This is a genomic window from Pelomonas lactea, assembly GCF_043555885.1.
In the GTDB taxonomy this organism is placed as follows: domain Bacteria; phylum Pseudomonadota; class Gammaproteobacteria; order Burkholderiales; family Burkholderiaceae_C; genus Pelomonas; species Pelomonas lactea.
Genome location: NZ_JBIGHX010000011.1, coordinates 167,252 through 184,626 on the forward strand (window position 1 = coordinate 167,252; position 17,375 = coordinate 184,626).

Annotated in this window: 20 protein-coding genes; 4 read left to right on the forward strand and 16 right to left on the reverse strand. The window is 71.8% G+C overall.

Annotated elements, in window-relative coordinates:
* Positions 1-4: 4 nt before the first annotated feature.
* From ACG04Q_RS24580 to ACG04Q_RS24630, 11 genes are all read right to left on the reverse strand, one after another.
* Complete coding sequence (locus tag ACG04Q_RS24580; RefSeq protein WP_394514323.1) at positions 5-1,279, reverse strand: SulP family inorganic anion transporter; 1,275 nt, start codon at positions 1,277-1,279, stop codon at positions 5-7.
* Between the two features lie 80 nt (positions 1,280-1,359).
* Positions 1,360-2,220, reverse strand: a complete 861-nt coding sequence (locus tag ACG04Q_RS24585; RefSeq protein ID WP_394514325.1) for a c-type cytochrome — start codon at positions 2,218-2,220, stop codon at positions 1,360-1,362.
* Positions 2,217-2,720 carry a TlpA family protein disulfide reductase gene (locus ACG04Q_RS24590; protein ID WP_394514327.1) on the reverse strand — a complete coding sequence of 168 codons (504 nt, stop codon included), beginning with the start codon at positions 2,718-2,720 and terminating at the stop codon, positions 2,217-2,219. Before ACG04Q_RS24590 ends, ACG04Q_RS24585 begins: the two co-directional genes overlap by 4 nt.
* Before the next feature lie 20 nt (positions 2,721-2,740).
* Positions 2,741-3,937 carry a beta-ketoacyl-[acyl-carrier-protein] synthase family protein gene (locus ACG04Q_RS24595; RefSeq protein ID WP_394514329.1) on the reverse strand — a complete coding sequence of 399 codons (1,197 nt, stop codon included), beginning with the start codon at positions 3,935-3,937 and terminating at the stop codon, positions 2,741-2,743.
* On the reverse strand, positions 3,937-4,212 hold the full coding sequence (locus tag ACG04Q_RS24600; protein WP_394514332.1) for an acyl carrier protein: 276 nt from the start codon (positions 4,210-4,212) through the stop codon (positions 3,937-3,939). The genes ACG04Q_RS24595 and ACG04Q_RS24600 overlap by 1 nt, the downstream gene beginning before the upstream one ends.
* Before the next feature lie 71 nt (positions 4,213-4,283).
* Positions 4,284-4,409, reverse strand: coding sequence for a hypothetical protein (locus ACG04Q_RS24605; protein WP_394514334.1), 126 nt, complete (start codon positions 4,407-4,409; stop codon positions 4,284-4,286).
* Between the two features lie 82 nt (positions 4,410-4,491).
* Entirely contained in the window at positions 4,492-5,199 is a 708-nt protein-coding gene (locus ACG04Q_RS24610; protein ID WP_394514336.1) for a hypothetical protein, read from the reverse strand.
* 4 nt (positions 5,200-5,203) lie between these two features.
* The gene (locus ACG04Q_RS24615) at positions 5,204-6,121 is read right to left on the reverse strand and encodes an LpxL/LpxP family acyltransferase (RefSeq protein ID WP_394514338.1); all 918 of its coding nucleotides are present in this window, start codon (positions 6,119-6,121) and stop codon (positions 5,204-5,206) included.
* The gene (locus ACG04Q_RS24620) at positions 6,118-7,719 is read right to left on the reverse strand and encodes an ATP-binding cassette domain-containing protein (protein WP_394514340.1); all 1,602 of its coding nucleotides are present in this window, start codon (positions 7,717-7,719) and stop codon (positions 6,118-6,120) included. Before ACG04Q_RS24620 ends, ACG04Q_RS24615 begins: the two co-directional genes overlap by 4 nt.
* Positions 7,719-8,489 (reverse strand): S49 family peptidase, encoded by a 771-nt coding sequence (locus tag ACG04Q_RS24625; RefSeq protein ID WP_394514342.1) that lies wholly within the window; start codon positions 8,487-8,489, stop codon positions 7,719-7,721. The genes ACG04Q_RS24620 and ACG04Q_RS24625 overlap by 1 nt, the downstream gene beginning before the upstream one ends.
* 13 nt (positions 8,490-8,502) lie before the next feature.
* Complete coding sequence (locus ACG04Q_RS24630; RefSeq protein WP_394514345.1) at positions 8,503-8,925, reverse strand: DsrE family protein; 423 nt, start codon at positions 8,923-8,925, stop codon at positions 8,503-8,505.
* A gap of 302 nt (positions 8,926-9,227) precedes the next feature.
* Here ACG04Q_RS24630 and ACG04Q_RS24635 point away from each other — a divergent pair, with 302 nt between their 5' ends.
* Genes ACG04Q_RS24635 through ACG04Q_RS24650 form a run of 4 tightly spaced genes read left to right on the forward strand, consistent with a single transcriptional unit; the run spans position 9,228 to position 13,683 of the window.
* Entirely contained in the window at positions 9,228-9,572 is a 345-nt protein-coding gene (locus ACG04Q_RS24635) for a YciI family protein (RefSeq protein ID WP_394514347.1), read from the forward strand.
* A gap of 51 nt (positions 9,573-9,623) precedes the next feature.
* A complete protein-coding gene (locus tag ACG04Q_RS24640; protein ID WP_394514349.1) occupies positions 9,624-10,574 on the forward strand; it encodes a TolB family protein in 951 nt (316 codons plus the stop codon).
* On the forward strand, positions 10,571-12,139 hold the full coding sequence (locus ACG04Q_RS24645) for a polyamine aminopropyltransferase (protein WP_394514351.1): 1,569 nt from the start codon (positions 10,571-10,573) through the stop codon (positions 12,137-12,139). The genes ACG04Q_RS24640 and ACG04Q_RS24645 overlap by 4 nt, the downstream gene beginning before the upstream one ends.
* A gap of 14 nt (positions 12,140-12,153) precedes the next feature.
* Positions 12,154-13,683: an FAD-dependent oxidoreductase gene (locus ACG04Q_RS24650; RefSeq protein ID WP_394514353.1), complete on the forward strand. Its 1,530-nt coding sequence runs from the start codon at positions 12,154-12,156 to the stop codon at positions 13,681-13,683.
* A 9-nt stretch (positions 13,684-13,692) separates the two neighbouring features.
* Here the strand turns inward: ACG04Q_RS24650 and ACG04Q_RS24655 are convergent, their stop codons facing one another.
* Genes ACG04Q_RS24655 through thrC form a run of 5 tightly spaced genes read right to left on the reverse strand, consistent with a single transcriptional unit; the run spans position 13,693 to position 17,370 of the window.
* Entirely contained in the window at positions 13,693-14,142 is a 450-nt protein-coding gene (locus tag ACG04Q_RS24655) for a hypothetical protein (RefSeq protein ID WP_394514355.1), read from the reverse strand.
* A gap of 14 nt (positions 14,143-14,156) precedes the next feature.
* The gene (gene speD, locus ACG04Q_RS24660; protein WP_394514357.1) at positions 14,157-14,522 is read right to left on the reverse strand and encodes an adenosylmethionine decarboxylase; all 366 of its coding nucleotides are present in this window, start codon (positions 14,520-14,522) and stop codon (positions 14,157-14,159) included.
* Positions 14,523-14,526: 4 nt separating this feature from the next.
* Complete coding sequence (locus tag ACG04Q_RS24665) at positions 14,527-14,784, reverse strand: MoaD/ThiS family protein (protein WP_394514360.1); 258 nt, start codon at positions 14,782-14,784, stop codon at positions 14,527-14,529.
* Positions 14,781-15,986, reverse strand: coding sequence for a molybdopterin molybdotransferase MoeA (locus ACG04Q_RS24670; RefSeq protein ID WP_394514362.1), 1,206 nt, complete (start codon positions 15,984-15,986; stop codon positions 14,781-14,783). Before ACG04Q_RS24670 ends, ACG04Q_RS24665 begins: the two co-directional genes overlap by 4 nt.
* Entirely contained in the window at positions 15,979-17,370 is a 1,392-nt protein-coding gene (gene thrC, locus ACG04Q_RS24675; protein WP_394514364.1) for a threonine synthase, read from the reverse strand. The genes ACG04Q_RS24670 and thrC overlap by 8 nt, the downstream gene beginning before the upstream one ends.
* Between the last annotated feature and the right edge of the window lie 5 nt (positions 17,371-17,375).

The following is a 17,375-nucleotide window of genomic DNA, read 5'->3' on the forward strand; positions in this document are numbered from 1 at the left end:
GGCTTCAGGGCCCGGGGCTGCGCGAGGCCAGCGCCTCGACCACCAGCGTCAGCAGCACGAGCAGCAGGGCCGGCACGATGCCGGCCACCAGGGCCAGCGCGGCCACGCCCAGCGCCATCAGGCGGCGGCGCCCGGGCTGGCGCAGCGCCGCCGCCCAACCCGCGGCCATCATCTGCACCGCCACCAGGGCCAGCGTGCCCGCGATGACCGCGTGCGGCAGCCGCGCCAGCGCCGGCGCGGCCAGCAGGGCGCCGCCCACGAGCAGCAGCGTCGACAGCACGGCCGCTGCCGGCGTGAGGGCGCCGGCAGCCTGGTGGACGGCGGTGCGATTGAAGGAGGCCGAGCCCGCGAAGCCGCCCCCCGCGGCCGCCACGAGGTTGGAGCTCGCCTGGGCCATCAGCTCGCGCCTGCAGTCCCTCGCGGCCACGGTCGCCAGCGCCGAATGCAGCAGGATGGCCGACTGCAGGCTGGCCACGACGGCGATCTCCACGGCATGCACCGCCAACTGCTTGAGCGCGTAGGGCGCCAGGCCCGCCAGCTCAGGCATCTGCCACGCCGGCCACTGCAGCCGCACCGCGCCCAGCCTCTCCAGCTGCGTGGCGGCAGGCCCCCAGCCGGCATCCAGCAGCGCCGTCGCCAGCGCCCCGGCCAGCAGGGCCACCACCGGCGCCCAGACGCCGCGCCGGCCCCGGCGCGCCCAGGCGAGGCCGCAGCACAAGCTCAGCGAGGCCAGGCCCAGCGCCGATGGGTTGCACTCGGCGGCACGCTGCAACTGCACCCAGGCGGCGGACAGCAGGGGCAGGTCATGCACGGCCGTCAGCCCGAGCAGCGGCGCGACCTGGCCCGCCAGCATCAGGCCGCCGATGCCGAGGTTCAGGCCCGCGATGGAAGCCGGCGGGCAGCGGGCCAGCAAGCCGCCCGCGCCGGCCAGCGCCAGGAGCAGCTGGACCAGGGCCACCGCGGCGGTGAGCGCCGCCGCCATGACGATGTAGTCATGGCTGCCCGGCGTCGCCAGCGGCGCCAGCGCGCATCCCAGCATGACGGCCACGGCGGTGTTCGGCCCGGAGATCTGCGTGGGTGACGGGCTCAGCAGCGCGGCCACGATGACCGGCAGGGCCGCCGCGTACAGGCCCATCTCGGGCGGCAGGCCGGCCAGCACGGCGAAGGTCACCGCCTGCGGCAGCATCAGCAGCGCCGACACGCTGGCGGCGCGCCAGTCGCCCGCAGCCGGCAGGGGCAGGCGCGATGCAGCCACGAAGCCACGGGCCGAGCGCAGCACCGCTCCCAAGCCGGCCCCCCGGGCGCCCGGCTGGGCTGGCCCGTGTTCAGCGCGCCGAGACCGGACGAGGGGCTCCGTGATCATCGGGCGAGCCAGCGGTCGACCCAGCCCTTGCGCGGGTCGGGCCAGCGCTCCTGCAGCTGGATCCAGGCCGCGAGGTCCAGCGCCTGCTGGTCGCTCAGGTCCGGCCGGCCCAGCGGCATGTTGGCCTTCAGGAAGCCGGCCATCAGGTCGACGCGATGCAGGCCGGCGCCCTTGTTGTAGCTGTCCCAGCCCCACAGCGGCGGCACGGCATAGGGCGGCCCCGCGGCGCCGGCGGCCGGCTGGCCCTGGCCCTGGCCGCCATGGCAGGACGCGCACTTCTGCGCGTAGGCCGCGCGGCCGCGCCAGGGGTTGGGGTCGTCGCCCGTGCGGGCCAGCGTCGGAAAGCCTCGCCCGGGCTGCGCCTCGCCGGCAGGCTGCCCGCGTGCCAGCCATTGCGAATAGGCCAGCAGCGCATTCAGCTCGCGGCTGTCCAGCGGCGGCGGCAGGCCGTTGAGGCTGAACTGGAAGCACTGCTGCACGCGCTCCGCGAAGCTCACGACCTTGTCAAACTTGGCCGAGTAGGCCGGATACATGCCCCAGGCGGCCCCCAGCGGCGCGGCATCGGCCTTGCGGCCGGCATCCAGATGGCAGTTGGCGCAGCTCAGGCCATTGCCCGAGAAGCGGCGCCCGTAGACCGGCGTCGCCGTGAACAGGCGATAGCCCTGGTAGACCAGATCGCCATGCTTGTCCGGCGGGAACTGGCCGCGGAGGCCGGCCTCGCTCGCGGCCAGCGGCGCGTCGGCCGGGTCGGCGTTGTCCGGGCGGGCCAGGCCCGCGATGGCAGCGCCCCAGATCGAGACCATCAGCAGCGCACGCCAGTGCCGCCGCAGGGCCTCGCGCCAGGGCCGGGCGATCAAGATTTGGGCCCGACCGCCTGGCGTGCGCGGTCCAGCATGCCCGGGATCGCGGCCTGGGCTTCCAGCTCCTTGGGCTGGCCGCGCCAGACCACCACGCCGGCGCGGTCCAGCACCATGGCGTAGGGCACGGCGCGCACCTTCACCTCGCCGAAGAGCTTGCGCTTGGTGTCGAGCGCGACCGGCACCTCCATGGGCACCCGGGCGACGAAGGGCTTGACGACCTCGGCCGCCTCGTCGGTGACGGCGATCACTTGGAACTCGGGATAGGCCTTGGCCCAGCGGTTCAGCAGCGGGATGGTTTCACGGCAGGGTCCGCACCAGGTGCCCCAGAAGTACCACATCGTCAGCAGCGCGTTGTCCTGCGGCGCGGCATCGAGGTAGGGCAGCGGCGGCAGGCTGACCTTGCGGCCGATCGATACGCCGTTGAACCAGTCCAGCGGACTGGCGTGGGCCACCGGCGCCAGGGCCGGGAGGGACAGGATCAGGGCGCGTCGTTTCATGTCGGTCGGGGATCGCGGCCTCAGCGGCCGATGACGAGGCTGGCATTGCTGCCGCCGAAGGCGAAGGAGTTGGACAGCACCGCCCGCCCCTGCGGCAGCGGGCGCGGCGCGCCGCTGACCCAGTCGAAGCCACCGGGCACGTCGGCATGTTGCAGGTTGCGCGTCGGCGGAGCCTGCCAGCGCTGCAGCGTCACCAGTGCGGCGGCCATCTCGATGGCCCCCGAAGCGCCGAGCAGGTGGCCATGGACGGATTTCGTCGAGCTGACGGCCAGGCCACGGGCGCCGAAGACCTCGTGCAGGGACTCGGCCTCGACGCGGTCTCCGACCGCCGTGCCGGTGCCGTGGGCGTTGACGGCGATGACGTCCTGCGGTTCGAGGCAGGCGTCGGCCAGCGCGCCGCGCATCGCACGCACCTGGCCGGCCGCGAGCGGCTCGGTCCAGTGGTGGGCATCGCAGCTGCTGCCGTAGCCGAGCAGCCGGCCGTGCAGCCGCGCGCCGCGTGCATTGGCAGCGGCGGCCGCCTCGAGCACGAAGAAGGCCGCCCCTTCGCCCAGCACCAGGCCGCGGCGATCGCGGTCGAAGGGCCGGCAGGCCTGGCGGGGGTCGTCGCCGCAGGGTGCGAGCACGCGCAGGGCCTCCCAGGCCTTCAACGTGCCGTCGCCGAGCGGGGCCTCGCTGCCGCCCACCAGCACGCGTTCGGCATAGCCGTGGCGGATGGCACGCATCGCCTCGCCCAGGGCCACGGTGGACGAGGCGCAGGCGCAGGTGTAGCTCTGGTTGCTGCTCTGCAGCCCGAAGCGCAGGGCCAGCGCGTTGGCCGCGCCGCCGGGCAGACAGCGCAGCAGCGTCAGGCCGGGCAGGCGCTCGGTGGCGAGCAGCTGGTGGTAGGCGTCGTTGACGGCATGCGTGGGGCCGCTGCCGTTGCCCACCATCACGGCGGTGGCTTTCAGGCGAGCGGCATCGCTGAGCAGGCCGGCGTCAGTCAGCGCGCGGCGCCCGGCGGCCACGGCGAGCAGCGAGGCGCGATCCAACGGCCCGCCGCCGGCCTCGTCGGCCAGGCCGGCGTCGTCGACGCGGGCCACGGGCACGTCGCGCGTGTAGCGCGTGGAATGTGAGACGAAGGGCGGTTCGGCGTGGAACAGCCCTTCGGTGAAGCTGTCGAGGTCATGGCCCAGCGGCGTTGCCAGGCCGATGCCCGTGATGACGATGTCCTGCATCAGGACTCCGCGAACACCGGCGCGGCGCTGCGCGTGCGCAGCTCGGCCTCGATACCACGCAGCAGGTCGCCCACGGTGCGCATGACGCCCAGGGCCTCGTTGCTGAAGTCGATGCCGAACTCGGCCTCGACGTCGCCGATCAGGTCGACGAAATCCAGGGAGTCACCAAGGTCGCTCAGCGGCGAGGCCGCATCCAGCGCCTGGGTGTCGAGGTTCAAGGAACGCTGTGCCGTCCGCAGCAGGCGCTGCTCGACGTCGGTCTGGATCTGGGTCATGGGTGCTCCCTTGAATGAAGCGGTGGAGGAAAAAAGGCGCGGCGCCCATCGGGCGCCGCACCTCCCTCGCATCAGGTCGACTTGCAGCAGCACTCATAGCCGGCACCGACGATCGCCTTGGGGGCGGCCGCGACGGGCAGTTGGACGCGCTTGGCGCCTTGGGTCGACAGGACACGAACCGTTTGTTGCTTGGTCATATGGATACTCAAGAAAGACGCCCTACTGAAAGAGAGCCGCCGCAGGGCGTCTGGCATCGGCGGCTCCCATCCTTGCAATCGTTCACTTCGCCGCGGACTCTCCCGACGGCATCAACGTGATGGAGGTCTTGAAATAGGGCCGCGCCAGCAGCGGCGGCGACGACAGCTCCAGCGGCAGGTTCTCGTCCTGCTTCACGTTCTGCGGCACCACCAGCCGGCCCTTCTCGTCGACCTGCCACACCGTGCCGCCCAGGCGGGCCGTGGCAGCCGTGCCGGCGGGGTAGCGTAGCTCCAGGCCTTCGGGCTTGGGCATGAACAGGGCCCAGAAGCCGGCGTGCTTGCGCATGCCCGAGGCGGCGGCCTGCACGTCGTGCATCCAGTCGGCGTAGCGCCGCGAGCTGCCGGGCTGCGGCAGGTCGATCAGCACTTCGACGGCCAGGCCCACCTTCACGCCGGCCGGCGCCTCCAGCACCAGCTGCGGGTCGTCGCGCCGCCACTGCGCATCGCGCGGCAGCTCGATGACGCCCTCGCCACTCTGGGCGACTTCCGCGCGCCGGGCCTTGTCCTGCACGAACAGGCGCAGCGCACCGGCGGGCTGGGGCGTGTTCGGGTCCAGCCGCAGCCGGAACTGCAGGCCGCGCCGCTGCTCCGGCGCGATGGATTCGAACTTCTCGTACAGCTCGGCCACCTCGCCGTACTTGAGCCAGCTGCGCTCGACCTGGGCGGCCGCGGCCAGCGCGGAACACAGGGCCAGGGTGGTGGCGGCCAGCAACTTGCGGTTCGGGAACATGGGATCAGGACTCCGGTTGCAGGGTGAGATCGGCGGCCATCTGCCAGCGCTGGCGCAGGCTCAGCCAGGAGTTCCAGGCGCCCGGACGGCGTCGCACGTTGTGCTCCAGCGCGGCGGCCAGCGCGTCACCCAGCGCGGCCCCACCGTCGTCCTCGGCGGGCCACAGCGGCGCGCTCAGCCGGGTCACGAAGGCCCCGCCGCTGCGCTCGGTGTGGCAGGTCAGCACCGGCGCCCGCAGCCGCGAGGCCATCATCAGGAAGCCCGCGGGCAGCAGCGTCGGCCGGCCGAACATCGTCACCAGGCTGACGGCCGCGCCATCAGGCACCGAATCGACCATGCAGAGCACCAGCTCGCCCCGTTTCAGGGCCTTGCTCAGCTGCACGGCGGCCGCCGCGTCGCCCATGACGATGAGGCCGCAGCGCCGCCCGCCCAGGGCGGCGATGCGCTCGATGAAGGCCATCAGCATGGCGTCGCGGCGCGGCAGCACCAGGTGCAGGGGCAGCTGGTTGAAGGCCTGGTAGGGCGCCTCGAAGCGGGTCAGCAGCGCGAAGTAGAAGCAGGCATGGAAGGAAGCCGCCAGCAGCGCGCCGCGACCGCCTGCGAGGGCCTCATGCAGGCCGGGTGCGCCGTCGAAGCGGCTGCGCTCGCCACGCCGGCGCGTCGGGCCGGCCGGCCCGAACATGACGCCGGCGCTGTCCATCCAGTACTGGAAGGCGTTGAAGGTGGCGCGCCAGCTCAGCGCCGCCGCCTTCAGCCGCCCGCAGGCCAGGGCCTGGCGCAGCAGCGGCATCAGCGTGCTGCGGCAACCCTGGCGGTCCAGCAGCCAGGCGCCGCTGGCCGCCAGCACGGCCAGCAGGTCGCGCAGCGGCGTGGGCAGCCACAGCAGCGCGCGCAGGGCCGGTGGAGCGCCGATCTCTTTCATGCCGCCTCCTGGACGGGACCCAAGGCCACGCGGGCCCGGGCGAAGGACTGCATGTCGACGACCTGGTCGGCCAGCAGCTCGGCCTCGGCATCGTGGGCGATCAGCAGCACACCATGCCCGGACTCGCGCAGCGCCGGCAGCAGCTCGCGGTAGAAGATCTGGCGGTGGTGGGCGTCCTGGTTGGCGGCCCATTCGTCCAGCACCAGGAAACGCCGCTCCAGCGCGAGCAGGGCCAGCAGCTGCACGCGGGCACGCTGGCCGGCCGAGAGGGTGCGGATGTCATGCCAGCCGGCCCGCAGCGGCAGCAGCGCTGTCAGCCCGAAGCTGTCCCACAGCGATGCGATGGCGGCCAGGCCGTCGGCCGGAAGGTAGGCCATCTGCGCCTCCTGGCCGGTCCAGAGGGCGCCGATCTCACCGCGCAGATTCGTCACCTGCTCGGCAGCCACCGCCTGGCCGTTGCGCAGCAGCTGGCCGCGCTCCGGCGCCACCAGGCCAGCCGCCAGCCGGGCCAGCGTCGTCTTGCCGCTGCCATTGCCGCCACGCAGCAGCACGATGCTGCCCAGGCCCCAGTCCAGGTCGACGCCATTGAGCGCGAACTCGACGCCGCCATCGGCGCGCCGGTGCGAGCAGGCCACGCCGCGCAGCTCCAGGCGGCGCGGCGCATCCCCCCAAGACGGCAGCGACGGCGCCGGCTCGGCTTCCCACTCCAGGCTCTCCAGGCGGCGCCAGGCGCGCTGGGCTTCGGCCAGCGTCTGCATGCTGTTGAGCAGCGCGGAGAAGGGTGCGGCCGCGAACAGGAAGGCCATCAGCACCTGGGCCAGCACCGGCGCCGTCAACGAGGCCGTGGGGCCCATCAGCAGCAGCGCCACCACGCCGAGGAAGCCGGCCTTGCTGAGGGCGTCCATCAGCGCGGCCACGCGCTGGGTGCTGACCGTGCTGCGCCAGCTGGCCGACAGCGCCGGGCTCAGCAGCTCCGCCGCGTAGGCGGCCTGCAGCGTGTGCCCCTGCTTGAGCAGCGGCAGCTGTGCCACCAGCAGCTGCAGGGCATCGACGACCCGGCGCCGGTCCGTGGCCGCGGCGTCGGACAGGCGGCCGAAGCGCGCCATCAGGGCGGCCAGCAAGGCGAACAGCAGGGCCTGGGTGCCCAGCAGCAGGCCCAGCGCCGCCGGGCTGGTCATGCCGATGTAGACATAGGCCGCCACGCAGACACCGCCCTGCAGCAGCGCGCCGGGCAGGGCCCAGACGCCCTGCGCCACCAGCTGCACATCGTCGACCAGGCTGGAAAGCAGGGCGCGCGAGCCGAGCTGCTCCAGGCGCCGCAGCGGCGCGCGCAGCACCTTGGCAGCGACGTCGGCCCGCATGCTGAAAATGCGCAGCAGCAGCACGCGCGCCGAGGCCGTGCTGGCGCCGAACTGCAGCAGGCCCATCAGCAGGATGGTCAGCACCACGGCGGCGCCGCCCCAGGCGTCTCCGCCCTGCCGAATGGCCGATTCGATCCACACCAGGGCCACGGCATAGCTGACACCGCCGGCCAGGCCGAGCGCGAGGGCGGCCGACATGCGCCAGGGGGCGTTGCGCCACAGCATGCGGATCAGCATCAGGCCAGCCCCATCCAGCGCGCCAGCAGGCCGCCCATCGGCAGGCCCTGCACCAGGCGCGCAAGCCAGGACGCTTCGGCGTCCACCTCCAGCAGCTCGAAGCGCGCCAGGCCGAGCTCGCGCACCAGGAAGCTGATCGCCGCCGCGGTGCCGCCCTCTTCATCGGCGAGCCCGTTTTGCACAGCCATGCGGCCGCTGAAGCTGGCCGCGTGACGGGCGACGTCGGGCAGCGTCTGCAGGCCCCGGCGCTCCAGCACCCAGGCCTCGAACTGGGCATGGATGTCCTCGACCAGGGCCGCGCCGGCCTGCGGGTCGGCAAAGCGCGGCGACCACACCATCGACTGCCCGGCGCGCTTGCCGTCGTCGCTGGTCACCGAGACGTCTTCCACGCCGACGCGGCGGGCCAGCGCGCTGAGGTCGTAGCGGTTGATGACGGTGCCGATGGAGCCCAGCACGGCGCCGGGCTGCACGAACACGCGTTCCCCCGCCAGCGCCACGTAATAGGCCGCCGACACGGCAATGTCGTCCACCACCGTCACCACACGGGCGCCAGTCTCGGCCTCCAGCTGGCGCACCAACTCCACGACGGCCTGCGCGGCCGCCACCGAGCCGCCTTCGCTGGCCAGGCGCAGCACCAGACCGGCCGGGGGGCGCCGGGACGTCAGCAGGCGACGCAAGCCATTGAACACGCGGCGCACCTGGCCATCGTGGAGGGTGCCGCCGAGCGTCAGCAATGCCAGCCCGGCGGGCTGGGACCTGAAAATAGGCATACTCGCCACAGGCTCAGGGACGGATATAGGCAAATTGCCGGGAATTCTGCAGATCAGCCAGAGTCAAAACCCCCGACCTGACCACCGCCACACCCTCAAACAAATTCTTGGCGTCAATACCCCTATTGGCCAGCGTGATACCGCAGGCCATGAATTTCACACGCCCCGTCTTGAGCAGGGCCGACACCGCTTTCGCGAAATCCGCGGAGGTTTCGGAGCCGGCCTTGTGCAACAGGAATTGCACGCCGTCGGCATGCGCAACGAGGGCGATCTCGGCCGCGGGATCCGACTGCAAGTGATTGTTGATGAACAACAAAGCGCGCTTGGCCTGCTCGTCGCCCTCACCCACGTGATACAGCGCCCGCGTCTGCGCGGCAGCTTGCAACGGGCACAGGCCAAGCGCCAGACCGACACAGAGCAGCGCACCTAAAATCATGCGGCGAAATATTTTCACAAACCCTCCCCGGTGGCTGGCATGCCGCGCGACGAACCTCGTCGCAGGATGGGAGCCAGCATTTGGCGTCGAGCGCCTCTATCTGTTAACCATGAAACCTTATATTGACTTCATACTAGCGAATGCAAGCAAGGTTAAAACCCCTGCACTTAGGGAAGCATTCACCCGTAGCAGATTCAGGCGACCGCAGTTACCACTGCTTGCAGGGCGATGCTGTAAGACGTGTCCGACAGAGCGCCGAGCGGCGCGTTAGGCTCCTCGGCCATCCCAACCCGCCAGCCGCCATGCCCGCACACGACTTCACCGCCCTGACCACCAACAGTCACGAAGACTGGACGCTGTTCGCCATCCGCTTCCACGACAAGCCGGGTGCCGGCGAACTGCGCCGCCAGCTGTTGCAGGCCCATCTGGCGTGGGCGGCCGAGAACGCGGAGATGGTGCGCGCCATCGGTTCGCTGCGCGAATCACCCGAATCGACGCCCGTCGGCGGCCTGTGGGTGGTGCGTGCGCCGGACAAGGCGGCCGTCGAAGCGCTGATCGCCACCGACCCCTTCACGACGGGCGGCCTGCGCGCCGGCTGGGACATCTTCTACTGGAGCAAGGCCCTGCCCCAGCCGGTGACGTTCTAGCGGCGCGATGGGCGACACTCGCGGCCCGCTGAACGACTGCATTGGCACGCCATGACCCTGAACGTCCGACACCTCGCGACGGCCCTCCTGCTCGCCGTCTCGAGAGCCGCCAGCGCTGCCGATGCGCCGCCCGACGTCGCGGTCTTCGTCGCCCGGCTCGACGTCAAGGCGGCGAAGGTCAGCGACGTCACCAACATCACGCCGGGCAAGGGCAGCAATTTCCAGCCGGCCTTCACGCACGACGGCGCGGCCGTGGTCTACACCTCGGGCCGCTCGGGTTCGAACAACATCTACCGCCACGACCTCGCCAAGGGCACGACGACGGCCGTCACGGCGACGACGGAGAACCTGTACTCGCCCACACCGCTGGCCGACGGCAGCGGCTTCTCGGCCATCCGCGTCGTCACCGCGGACCCGGCCTACGGCATCGAGATGAACGAGCCGTCGCTGTGGCGCTTCGGCTGGGACGGCAAGCCGCTCGCGCCCGTCGTGCCGACCAAGCGCATCGGCTATCACGCGTGGATCACGCCCGACCTCATCGCCGCCTTCCTAGTCGACGACGTGCCGGACCGCAACGACCACCGCGCCGTGCTCATCGACCGCAGGAGCGGCCGGCAGACGCTGCTGACCGCCAAGCCCGGCCGCTCGCTGGGCCGCGCCCCCGATGGCCGGGCCAGCTTCGTCGACCAGACCGACGCCAAGCGCTGGGTCATCGCCGCGATGGGCGGGGGCGACGACCAGCCGCGGGTGCTGGTCGAGACACCGCCGCTGCCCGACGGTGACAAGCCCGCCAACCGCCCGCAGTACTTCGCCTGGCTGCCCGACGGCTCGCTGCTGATGGCGCGCGGCCACCTGTTCCTGCGCTGGGACGGCAAGCCCGGCAGCAGCTTCCAGCCGTTCGCCGACCTGCCCGAACTGGGCGGCGCGGTGCGCAACATCACCGCCAGCCCGGACGGCAAGCGGTTGGCCTTTTCCGTCACGCTGACGCCGCCCGCGCCTTGACCGACACCGACACCGCCGACCACGCCGCCGCCCGCGTCTCGCTGGCCGAGGTGCTGCTGCTCGCCAGCGTGTTCCTCATCGCCGCCTGCGGCCTGGTGTACGAGCTGGCCGCCGGCGCGCTGGCGAGCTACCTGCTGGGCGACTCGGTCCTTCAGTTCTCCACCGTCATCGGCGTCTACCTGTTCGCGATGGGGCTGGGCTCGTGGCTGTCGCGCTTCGTCGAACGGCAGCTCGTCGGCGTGTTCCTGCAGGTGGAGCTGCTGGTGGGCGTCGTCGGCGGGCTGATGCCGGCGGCGCTGTTCGCCGTGCACAGCCTGCTGCCGCCGGGCGAGGCCACCGTCTTCCGCGTGCTGCTGTACGCGCTGGTGCTGCTGGTGGGCACGCTGGTGGGGCTGGAGATCCCGCTGGTCATGCGCATCCTGCGGCGCCACTTCAGCGCGCGCTACGGGCTCAAGGACCTGGTGTCGCAGGTGCTGACCTTCGACTACCTCGGCGCGCTGCTGGTGGCGCTGGCCTTCCCGCTGGTGCTGGTGCCGCACCTGGGCCTGGTGCGCACCGGCGTGGCCTTCGGGCTGCTGAACGTGGCCGTGGCGGTGTGGGCGCTGTGGCTGTTCCGCGCCGAGCTGCGCGCGCGGGCGGCCATGGTCACGGCCTGCGCGCTGTCCGCCGCGCTGCTGCTGGGCGCGCTGCTGGGCGCCGAGCAGCTGACCACCTGGGCCGAGGATCGCTTCTACGGCGAGCACATCGTCTTCAAGCAGAGCAGTGCCTACCAGCGCATCGTCGTCACCGATGGCCGCGCCGGCACGCGGCTGTTCCTGAACGGCAATCTGCAGTTCCACTCCAAGGACGAGTACCGGTACCACGAGGCGCTGGTGCAGCCCGCGATGGCCGCGCACGGCGCGCCCAAGCGCGTGCTGGTGCTGGGCGGCGGCGACGGCATGGCCGTGCGCGAGATCCTGAAGTACGCGAGCGTCGAGCAGGTCACGCTGGTGGAGCTGGACCCGCTGATGACGGCGCTGTTCCGCGAGTCACCCAAGCTCGCCGCGCTGAACGGCCACTCGCTGTCGTCGCCCAAGCTGCGCATCGTCAACGCCGATGCCTTCGGCTGGCTGGAACAGCAGGCGGACACCTTCGACGTCATCGTCATCGACTTCCCCGACCCGTCCAACTTCGCCTTGGGCAAGCTCTACACGGCCAGCTTCTACGAGCTGGTGGACCACCACCTGAGCGCCGGCGGCTACGCCGTCGTGCAGACGACGTCGCCGCTGATCGCGCGGCGCAGCTTCTGGACGGTGGCGACGACCATCGAGTCCGTCGGCCTGACGACCACGCCGTACCACGCGCACGTTCCGTCGTTCGGCGAATGGGGCTTCATCCTCGCGTCGCGCCGGCCGTTCCGACTGCCCACGCAGTTCCCGCCGGGCCTGCGCTTCGTCAGCGCGCAGAGCCTGCCGGCGCTGCTGGACTTCCCGCCCGACATGGCGCGCGTGCCGACCGAGGTGAACCGGCTCTCCAACCAAGTGCTGGTGCAGGAGTTCGAGGCGGAATGGGGCCAGGTGCATTGAGGCGCCGCGGCGTTTTGCTTGCCGGCCTGGCCGCTGCCGGCTGCACGCCCGACGCCGCGCCGCTGCAAGGCGGCTGGGTGGGCACCCACCCCGAGCGGGGCCACCGGCTGCGCGGTGAACTGCCCGCGGGCGAAGGGCCGCTCAAGAAGGCCGACGTCGTCATCGTCGGCGCAGGCATCGCCGGCCTGGCCGCCGCGCGTGCACTGGCCGGGCGCGGCGTGGACGTCGCCGTGCTGGACCTCGAAGACCAGGCGGGCGGCAACAGCCGCGGCCACCGCGTCGCCGGCCTGCCCTGCCCACTGGGCGCCCACTACCTGCCGCTGCCCGGGCCGGATGCGCACGAGGTGCAGCAGCTGCTGGCGGAGCTGGGCCTGTCGCGCCAGGTGCTGGGCCGCACCGAGTGGGACGAGCGCCACCTGTGCCACAGCCCGCAGGAGCGGCTGTTCATCGACGGCGAATGGCACGAGGGGCTACTGCCGCCGGCCGAACACGGCACGACGCGTGAGCAGTACCGGCGCTTCTCGGCGCTCGTCAGCCAGGCCCAGCGCAACGCCGGCTTCGCGATGCCGACCCGGCGCGCTCGCTGGACGGCCACCCACGCCGAGCTCGACGCCCAGACCTTCGCCGCCTGGCTGGACCGCGCCGCCCTGACCGACACGCGGCTGCGCTGGTACCTGGACTACTGCTGCCGCGACGACTTCGGCGCCAACGCGGACGGTGTGTCGGCCTGGGCCGGCCTGCACTACTTCGCCAGCCGCCACGGCTTCCACGCGCCGGGCGACGAGGCCGGCGAGCGCGAGCCGGTGCTGACCTGGGCCGAGGGCAACGGCTGGCTGTCCGCCCGCCTCGCCGAGCCGCTGCGCGAGCGCCTGCACCTGGGCCGCGCCGTGCTGCGCGTGACCGAGGGCAAGCATGGCGTGGAACTGCTGGCCTGGAACGAGGCCACCGGCGCGCCCGAGCGCTGGCAGGCCCGCGCCGTCGTCATGGCCACGCCGCTGTTCATCGCCAGCCGCCTGCTGGCCGCGCCGCCCGACGCGCTGCGCCAGGCCGCGGGCCAACTCCGCTACGCGCCGTGGCTGACGGCCAACCTCGCGCTGCGTGAGCCGCTGCTGGCCCGCCCCGGCGCGCCGCCGGCCTGGGACAACGTGCGCTACGGCACGACGGCGCTGGGCTACGTGAACGCGCGTCACCAGTCGCTGAACCCGACACCGCGCGCGCCGCTGCTGACGGCCTACTTCGCGCTGCCCACCGCGCAGCGTGGCGAGTTGCTGAAGCAGCCTTGGCAGCATTGGGCGAAGGTCGTCATCGACGAACTGGCGCAGACGCACCCCGACCTGCCGGGCAAGATCGAGCGCATCGACCTGTGCCGCTTCGGCCACGCAATGAGCATCCCGACGCCGGGCCTCCGTGGCTTGACGGCGCTCGCCGCGCTGAACGAGGCGCGCGGCCGCGTCGTGTTCGCGCACAGCGACCTGGCGGGGTACTCGGTGTTCGAGGAGGCCTACACGGCCGGCGTCGGCGCGGCGGCGCGGGTCAGGCTCTGAACGCCGGCGTCAGTGCCGTGTGGCCAGTTGGAACACGAACGCCTCCGCCACGAAGGCCGCAAAGAACAGTACCCAGCCCGCCACCTGCGTGACCAGCGCAAAGCGACGGTAGCGGAACTCGTTGGCGCGCGTGTCGTAGTGATCCACGACAACCGACAGCATGTTGGCGGCAGCGCACGCCATCGCCGCACACAGCATCCACAGCGGCGCGCCATGCAGATGCATGCCAGGCCCGCGCCGGCCACTGATGTGAAGGTCGTCGTGCAGTGCAGCATGCAGCGAGCAGGCGAGCAGCCCAAGCGACATCAACGTGTTGGCGATGCGTTCGCCGCGGGGGATGTGATTGGCGATGTGCAGCTGGCCGTCGACCGCGTCAACGCGACTTCGGTGCGCCCTCGCCCGAAACACCAGTTCGTCCATCTCTTCGGCCGACGAGGCCTGCGCGGATTCGCGGCGCATTCGCTCGCCGGCCATCAGCCTCGCCGCAGGCGCTGCACGTCGGCCACTTCGGGTGCCAGCGCGGCCAGCAACGCCGCCATCAGCGCCTCGGCCTTGGCGCTGTTGTCCGCCCCGTAGTTGCAGACGTAGACGTCCAGCGTCACGCCGCCCAGCTCGGGCCAGGTGTGGATGGCCAGATGGGACTCGGCCAGCAGCACGACGCCGGTGATGCCGCTCTGCTCGTCCGTCGGGCCGAAGCGGTGGAAGAGCTCGGCGACGCCGCTGAGGCCCGAGCCCGCCACGGCTTCGCGGCACAGCGACGCCAGCACCGCGGGGTCACGCATCAACGGCAGCGCCGGGTCGACGCCGCGGAGATCCGCCGTCAGGTGCAAGCCGTTCAAGAGATCAACCGCCGGTGACGGGAGGGAAGAAGGCCAGCTCGTCGCCGTCCGCCAGCGCCGCGGACTCCGCGCACATCTTCTGGTTCAGCGCCGAACGCACCGCACGGCCGGGCGCCAGCGCCTCGGCATGCACGCCGCCGCGCGCACGCAACGCCTCACGCGCCGCAGCGACGGTGCTCCCTACGGGCAAGGCCAGTGCCTCGCCCTCGCCCAGCTTCTCGCGCAGCGACGCGAAGAACTTCAGACGCACGGTGATCGTCACGACAGCAGCTCCGCGAACGGGATGAAGCGCACCGCGTGGCCGGCGGCGAAGGCCTGGCCGGCCGGGTTGTCCAGCAGGCCGTCGGCCCAGAACGCCGAGGTCAGCACGCCGCTGCTCTGGTTGCCGAACAGCGCGAGGCCGCTGTCCTCGTCCAGCCGCACGCGCAGGAACTCGCGGCGCTTGTCCGGCTTGGGCCAGTCGAAGCCGGCGGGGATGCGGTAACCACGCGGCGCCAGGCGCGTGGCGCCCTGCAGCTTCAGCAGGAAGGGGCGCACCAGCACCAGGAAGGTCACGAGGCTGGACACCGGGTTGCCCGGCAGGCCGATGAAGTGGGCCTCGCCGACGCGGCCGTAGGCGAAGGGCTTGCCGGGCTTGATGGCGATGGCCCACAGGTCCAGCCGGCCCTCGGCCTGCACGGCGGGGCGCAGGTGGTCTTCCTCGCCGACGGACACGCCGCCGGAGGTCAGGATGACGTCGGCCTTCGAGGCGGCATCACGCAAGGCGGCACGGGTCGCGGCCAGGTTGTCGGGCACGATGCCGAGATCGACAACCTCGCAGCCCAGCCCCTCCAGCAGCGCGCGCAGCGTGAAGCGGTTGGAGTTGTAGATGGCGCCGGGCGGCAGCGGCTCGCCGGGCATGACGAGTTCGTCGCCGGTCGAGAACACGGCCACACGCGGGCGGCGCGTGACCGTCAGCTGCGCCGCGCCGGCCGTGGCCGCGAGGCCCAGCGACACGGCGTCCAGCCGCGTGCCGGCCGGCAGTACGACGGCGCCGGCGCGCACGTCCTCACCGCGCAGGCGCACGTTGGCGCCGGGCGAGACCGGCTGCGTGACGCGCAGCTGGCCGTCGACCAGCTCGGTGTGCTCCTGCATGACGACGGTGTCGGCGCCGGGCGGCACCTGGGCCCCGGTGAAGATGCGCGCCGCCTCGCCGGCGGCCAGCGGCGCGGGCACGCTGCCGGCGGGAATGCGTTGCGTGACCGGCAGCAGCGCGCCGGCATCGGCCGCGCGCAAGGCGTAGCCGTCCATCGCCGAGTTGTCGGCCGGCGGCACGTCGACCGGCGACACGAGATCGGCCGCCAGCACACGGCCGCGGGTCTCGGCGGTGGCCAGCGTCTCGGTGCCGGCCAGCGGCGTGACCTGCGCCAGCAGCGACGCGAGCGCGTCGTCCAGCGCGATCAGCGGCTTGCGGGGCTCAGACATGGGCGTGGATATAGGCCTTCACCTGCTCCACATCGACCGGCATGACCTTGACGCGTTTGGGCAGGTCCTCGATGCCTTCCAGCCCCGCGGGCCGCGGCGGCGCTATGCCCAGGGCCTCGTGGATGGTGGCGGCGAACTTGGCCGGCAGCGCCGTCTCCAGCACCAGCATGGTCACGGCGGGGTCGTGCTGCTCCAGCGCGACCTTCAGGCCGTCGGCCGTGTGCGGGTCGATGACGATGCCGTGCTCGGTGTAGGTGCGGCGGATGGTGGCCACGCGGTCGGCATGCGTGCTGCGGCCGGAGCTGAAGCCGAAGCCGGCGATGGCGTCATGCTCATCCCCCGTCAACGCGAACTGAGGGCTGGTGAAGCACTGCTTCACGCGCGCGCCGTCACGGCCCAACAGGTCGAACACGAAGCGCTCGAAGTTGCTGGCCTTGGAGATGTCCATCGACGGGCTGGACGTCTCATGCGTGTCGGCCGTGCCGCGCGGGCGGTAGCTGCCGGTGCGGAAGAACTCGTCCAGCACGTCGTTCTCGTTGGTCGCGACCACCAGCTTGGCGATGGGCAGGCCCATCTGCCGCGCCACATGGCCGGCGCAGACGTTGCCGAAGTTGCCCGACGGCACCGTGAAGCTGACCTTCTCGGCGTTGCTCTTCGTCGCCTGGAAGTAGCCGGCGAAGTAGTAGACGACCTGCGCCAGCAGACGCGCCCAGTTGATGCTGTTGACCGTGCCGATGCGGTGCTCGCGCTTGAAGGCGAGGTCGTTGGACACGGCCTTGACGATGTCCTGCGCATCGTCGAACACGCCGTCGATGGCGATGTTGTGGATGTTGGCGTCCTGCAGGCTGAACATCTGCGCCTGCTGGAACGGGCTCATGCGGCCGTTGGGGCTGAGCATGAAGACCTTGACGCCCTTCTTGCCGCGCATCGCGTACTCGGCCGCGCTGCCGGTGTCGCCCGACGTCGCGCCCAGGATGTTCAGCGTCTCGCCGCGGCGGCCCAGTTCGTACTCGAACAGCGCGCCCAGCAACTGCATGGCCATGTCCTTGAAGGCCAGCGTCGGGCCGTTGGACAGGCCCTGCAGCGCAATGTGCTCGCCCAGCCAGGTCAGCGGCGTGATCTGCTCGGTGCCGAAGACCTCCGCCGTGTAGACGCGGCGCGTGATGGCGCGCAGGTCGTCGGCGGGGATGTCGTCGATGTAGAGCGACAGGATCTCGAACGCGAGGTCGGCATAGGCCAGGCCGCGCCAGCGCGACAGCGTGGCGGCGTCAACCTTGGGGTAGGTCTTGGGCAGGTAGAGGCCGCCGTCGGGCGCGAGGCCTTCGAGCAGGATGTCCGAGAAGCCGCGCTCGGTCTGGTCGCCGCGGGTGCTGATGTACTTCATGTCGG

Coding starts and splice junctions, on each gene's coding strand:
- ACG04Q_RS24590 (WP_394514327.1), bottom strand. CDS start 2,720: ATGAAACGACGCGCCCTGATCCTGTCCCTCCCGGCCCTGGCGCCGGTG.
- ACG04Q_RS24595 (WP_394514329.1), bottom strand. CDS start 3,937: ATGCAGGACATCGTCATCACGGGCATCGGCCTGGCAACGCCGCTGGGC.
- ACG04Q_RS24600 (WP_394514332.1), bottom strand. CDS start 4,212: ATGACCCAGATCCAGACCGACGTCGAGCAGCGCCTGCTGCGGACGGCA.
- ACG04Q_RS24605 (WP_394514334.1), bottom strand. CDS start 4,409: ATGACCAAGCAACAAACGGTTCGTGTCCTGTCGACCCAAGGCGCCAAG.
- ACG04Q_RS24610 (WP_394514336.1), bottom strand. CDS start 5,199: ATGTTCCCGAACCGCAAGTTGCTGGCCGCCACCACCCTGGCCCTGTGT.
- ACG04Q_RS24615 (WP_394514338.1), bottom strand. CDS start 6,121: ATGAAAGAGATCGGCGCTCCACCGGCCCTGCGCGCGCTGCTGTGGCTG.
- ACG04Q_RS24620 (WP_394514340.1), bottom strand. CDS start 7,719: ATGCTGATCCGCATGCTGTGGCGCAACGCCCCCTGGCGCATGTCGGCC.
- ACG04Q_RS24625 (WP_394514342.1), bottom strand. CDS start 8,489: ATGCCTATTTTCAGGTCCCAGCCCGCCGGGCTGGCATTGCTGACGCTC.
- ACG04Q_RS24630 (WP_394514345.1), bottom strand. CDS start 8,925: ATGATTTTAGGTGCGCTGCTCTGTGTCGGTCTGGCGCTTGGCCTGTGC.
- ACG04Q_RS24635 (WP_394514347.1), top strand. CDS start 9,228: ATGCCCGCACACGACTTCACCGCCCTGACCACCAACAGTCACGAAGAC.
- ACG04Q_RS24640 (WP_394514349.1), top strand. CDS start 9,624: ATGACCCTGAACGTCCGACACCTCGCGACGGCCCTCCTGCTCGCCGTC.
- ACG04Q_RS24655 (WP_394514355.1), bottom strand. CDS start 14,142: ATGCGCCGCGAATCCGCGCAGGCCTCGTCGGCCGAAGAGATGGACGAA.
- ACG04Q_RS24670 (WP_394514362.1), bottom strand. CDS start 15,986: ATGTCTGAGCCCCGCAAGCCGCTGATCGCGCTGGACGACGCGCTCGCG.
- thrC (WP_394514364.1), bottom strand. CDS start 17,370: ATGAAGTACATCAGCACCCGCGGCGACCAGACCGAGCGCGGCTTCTCG.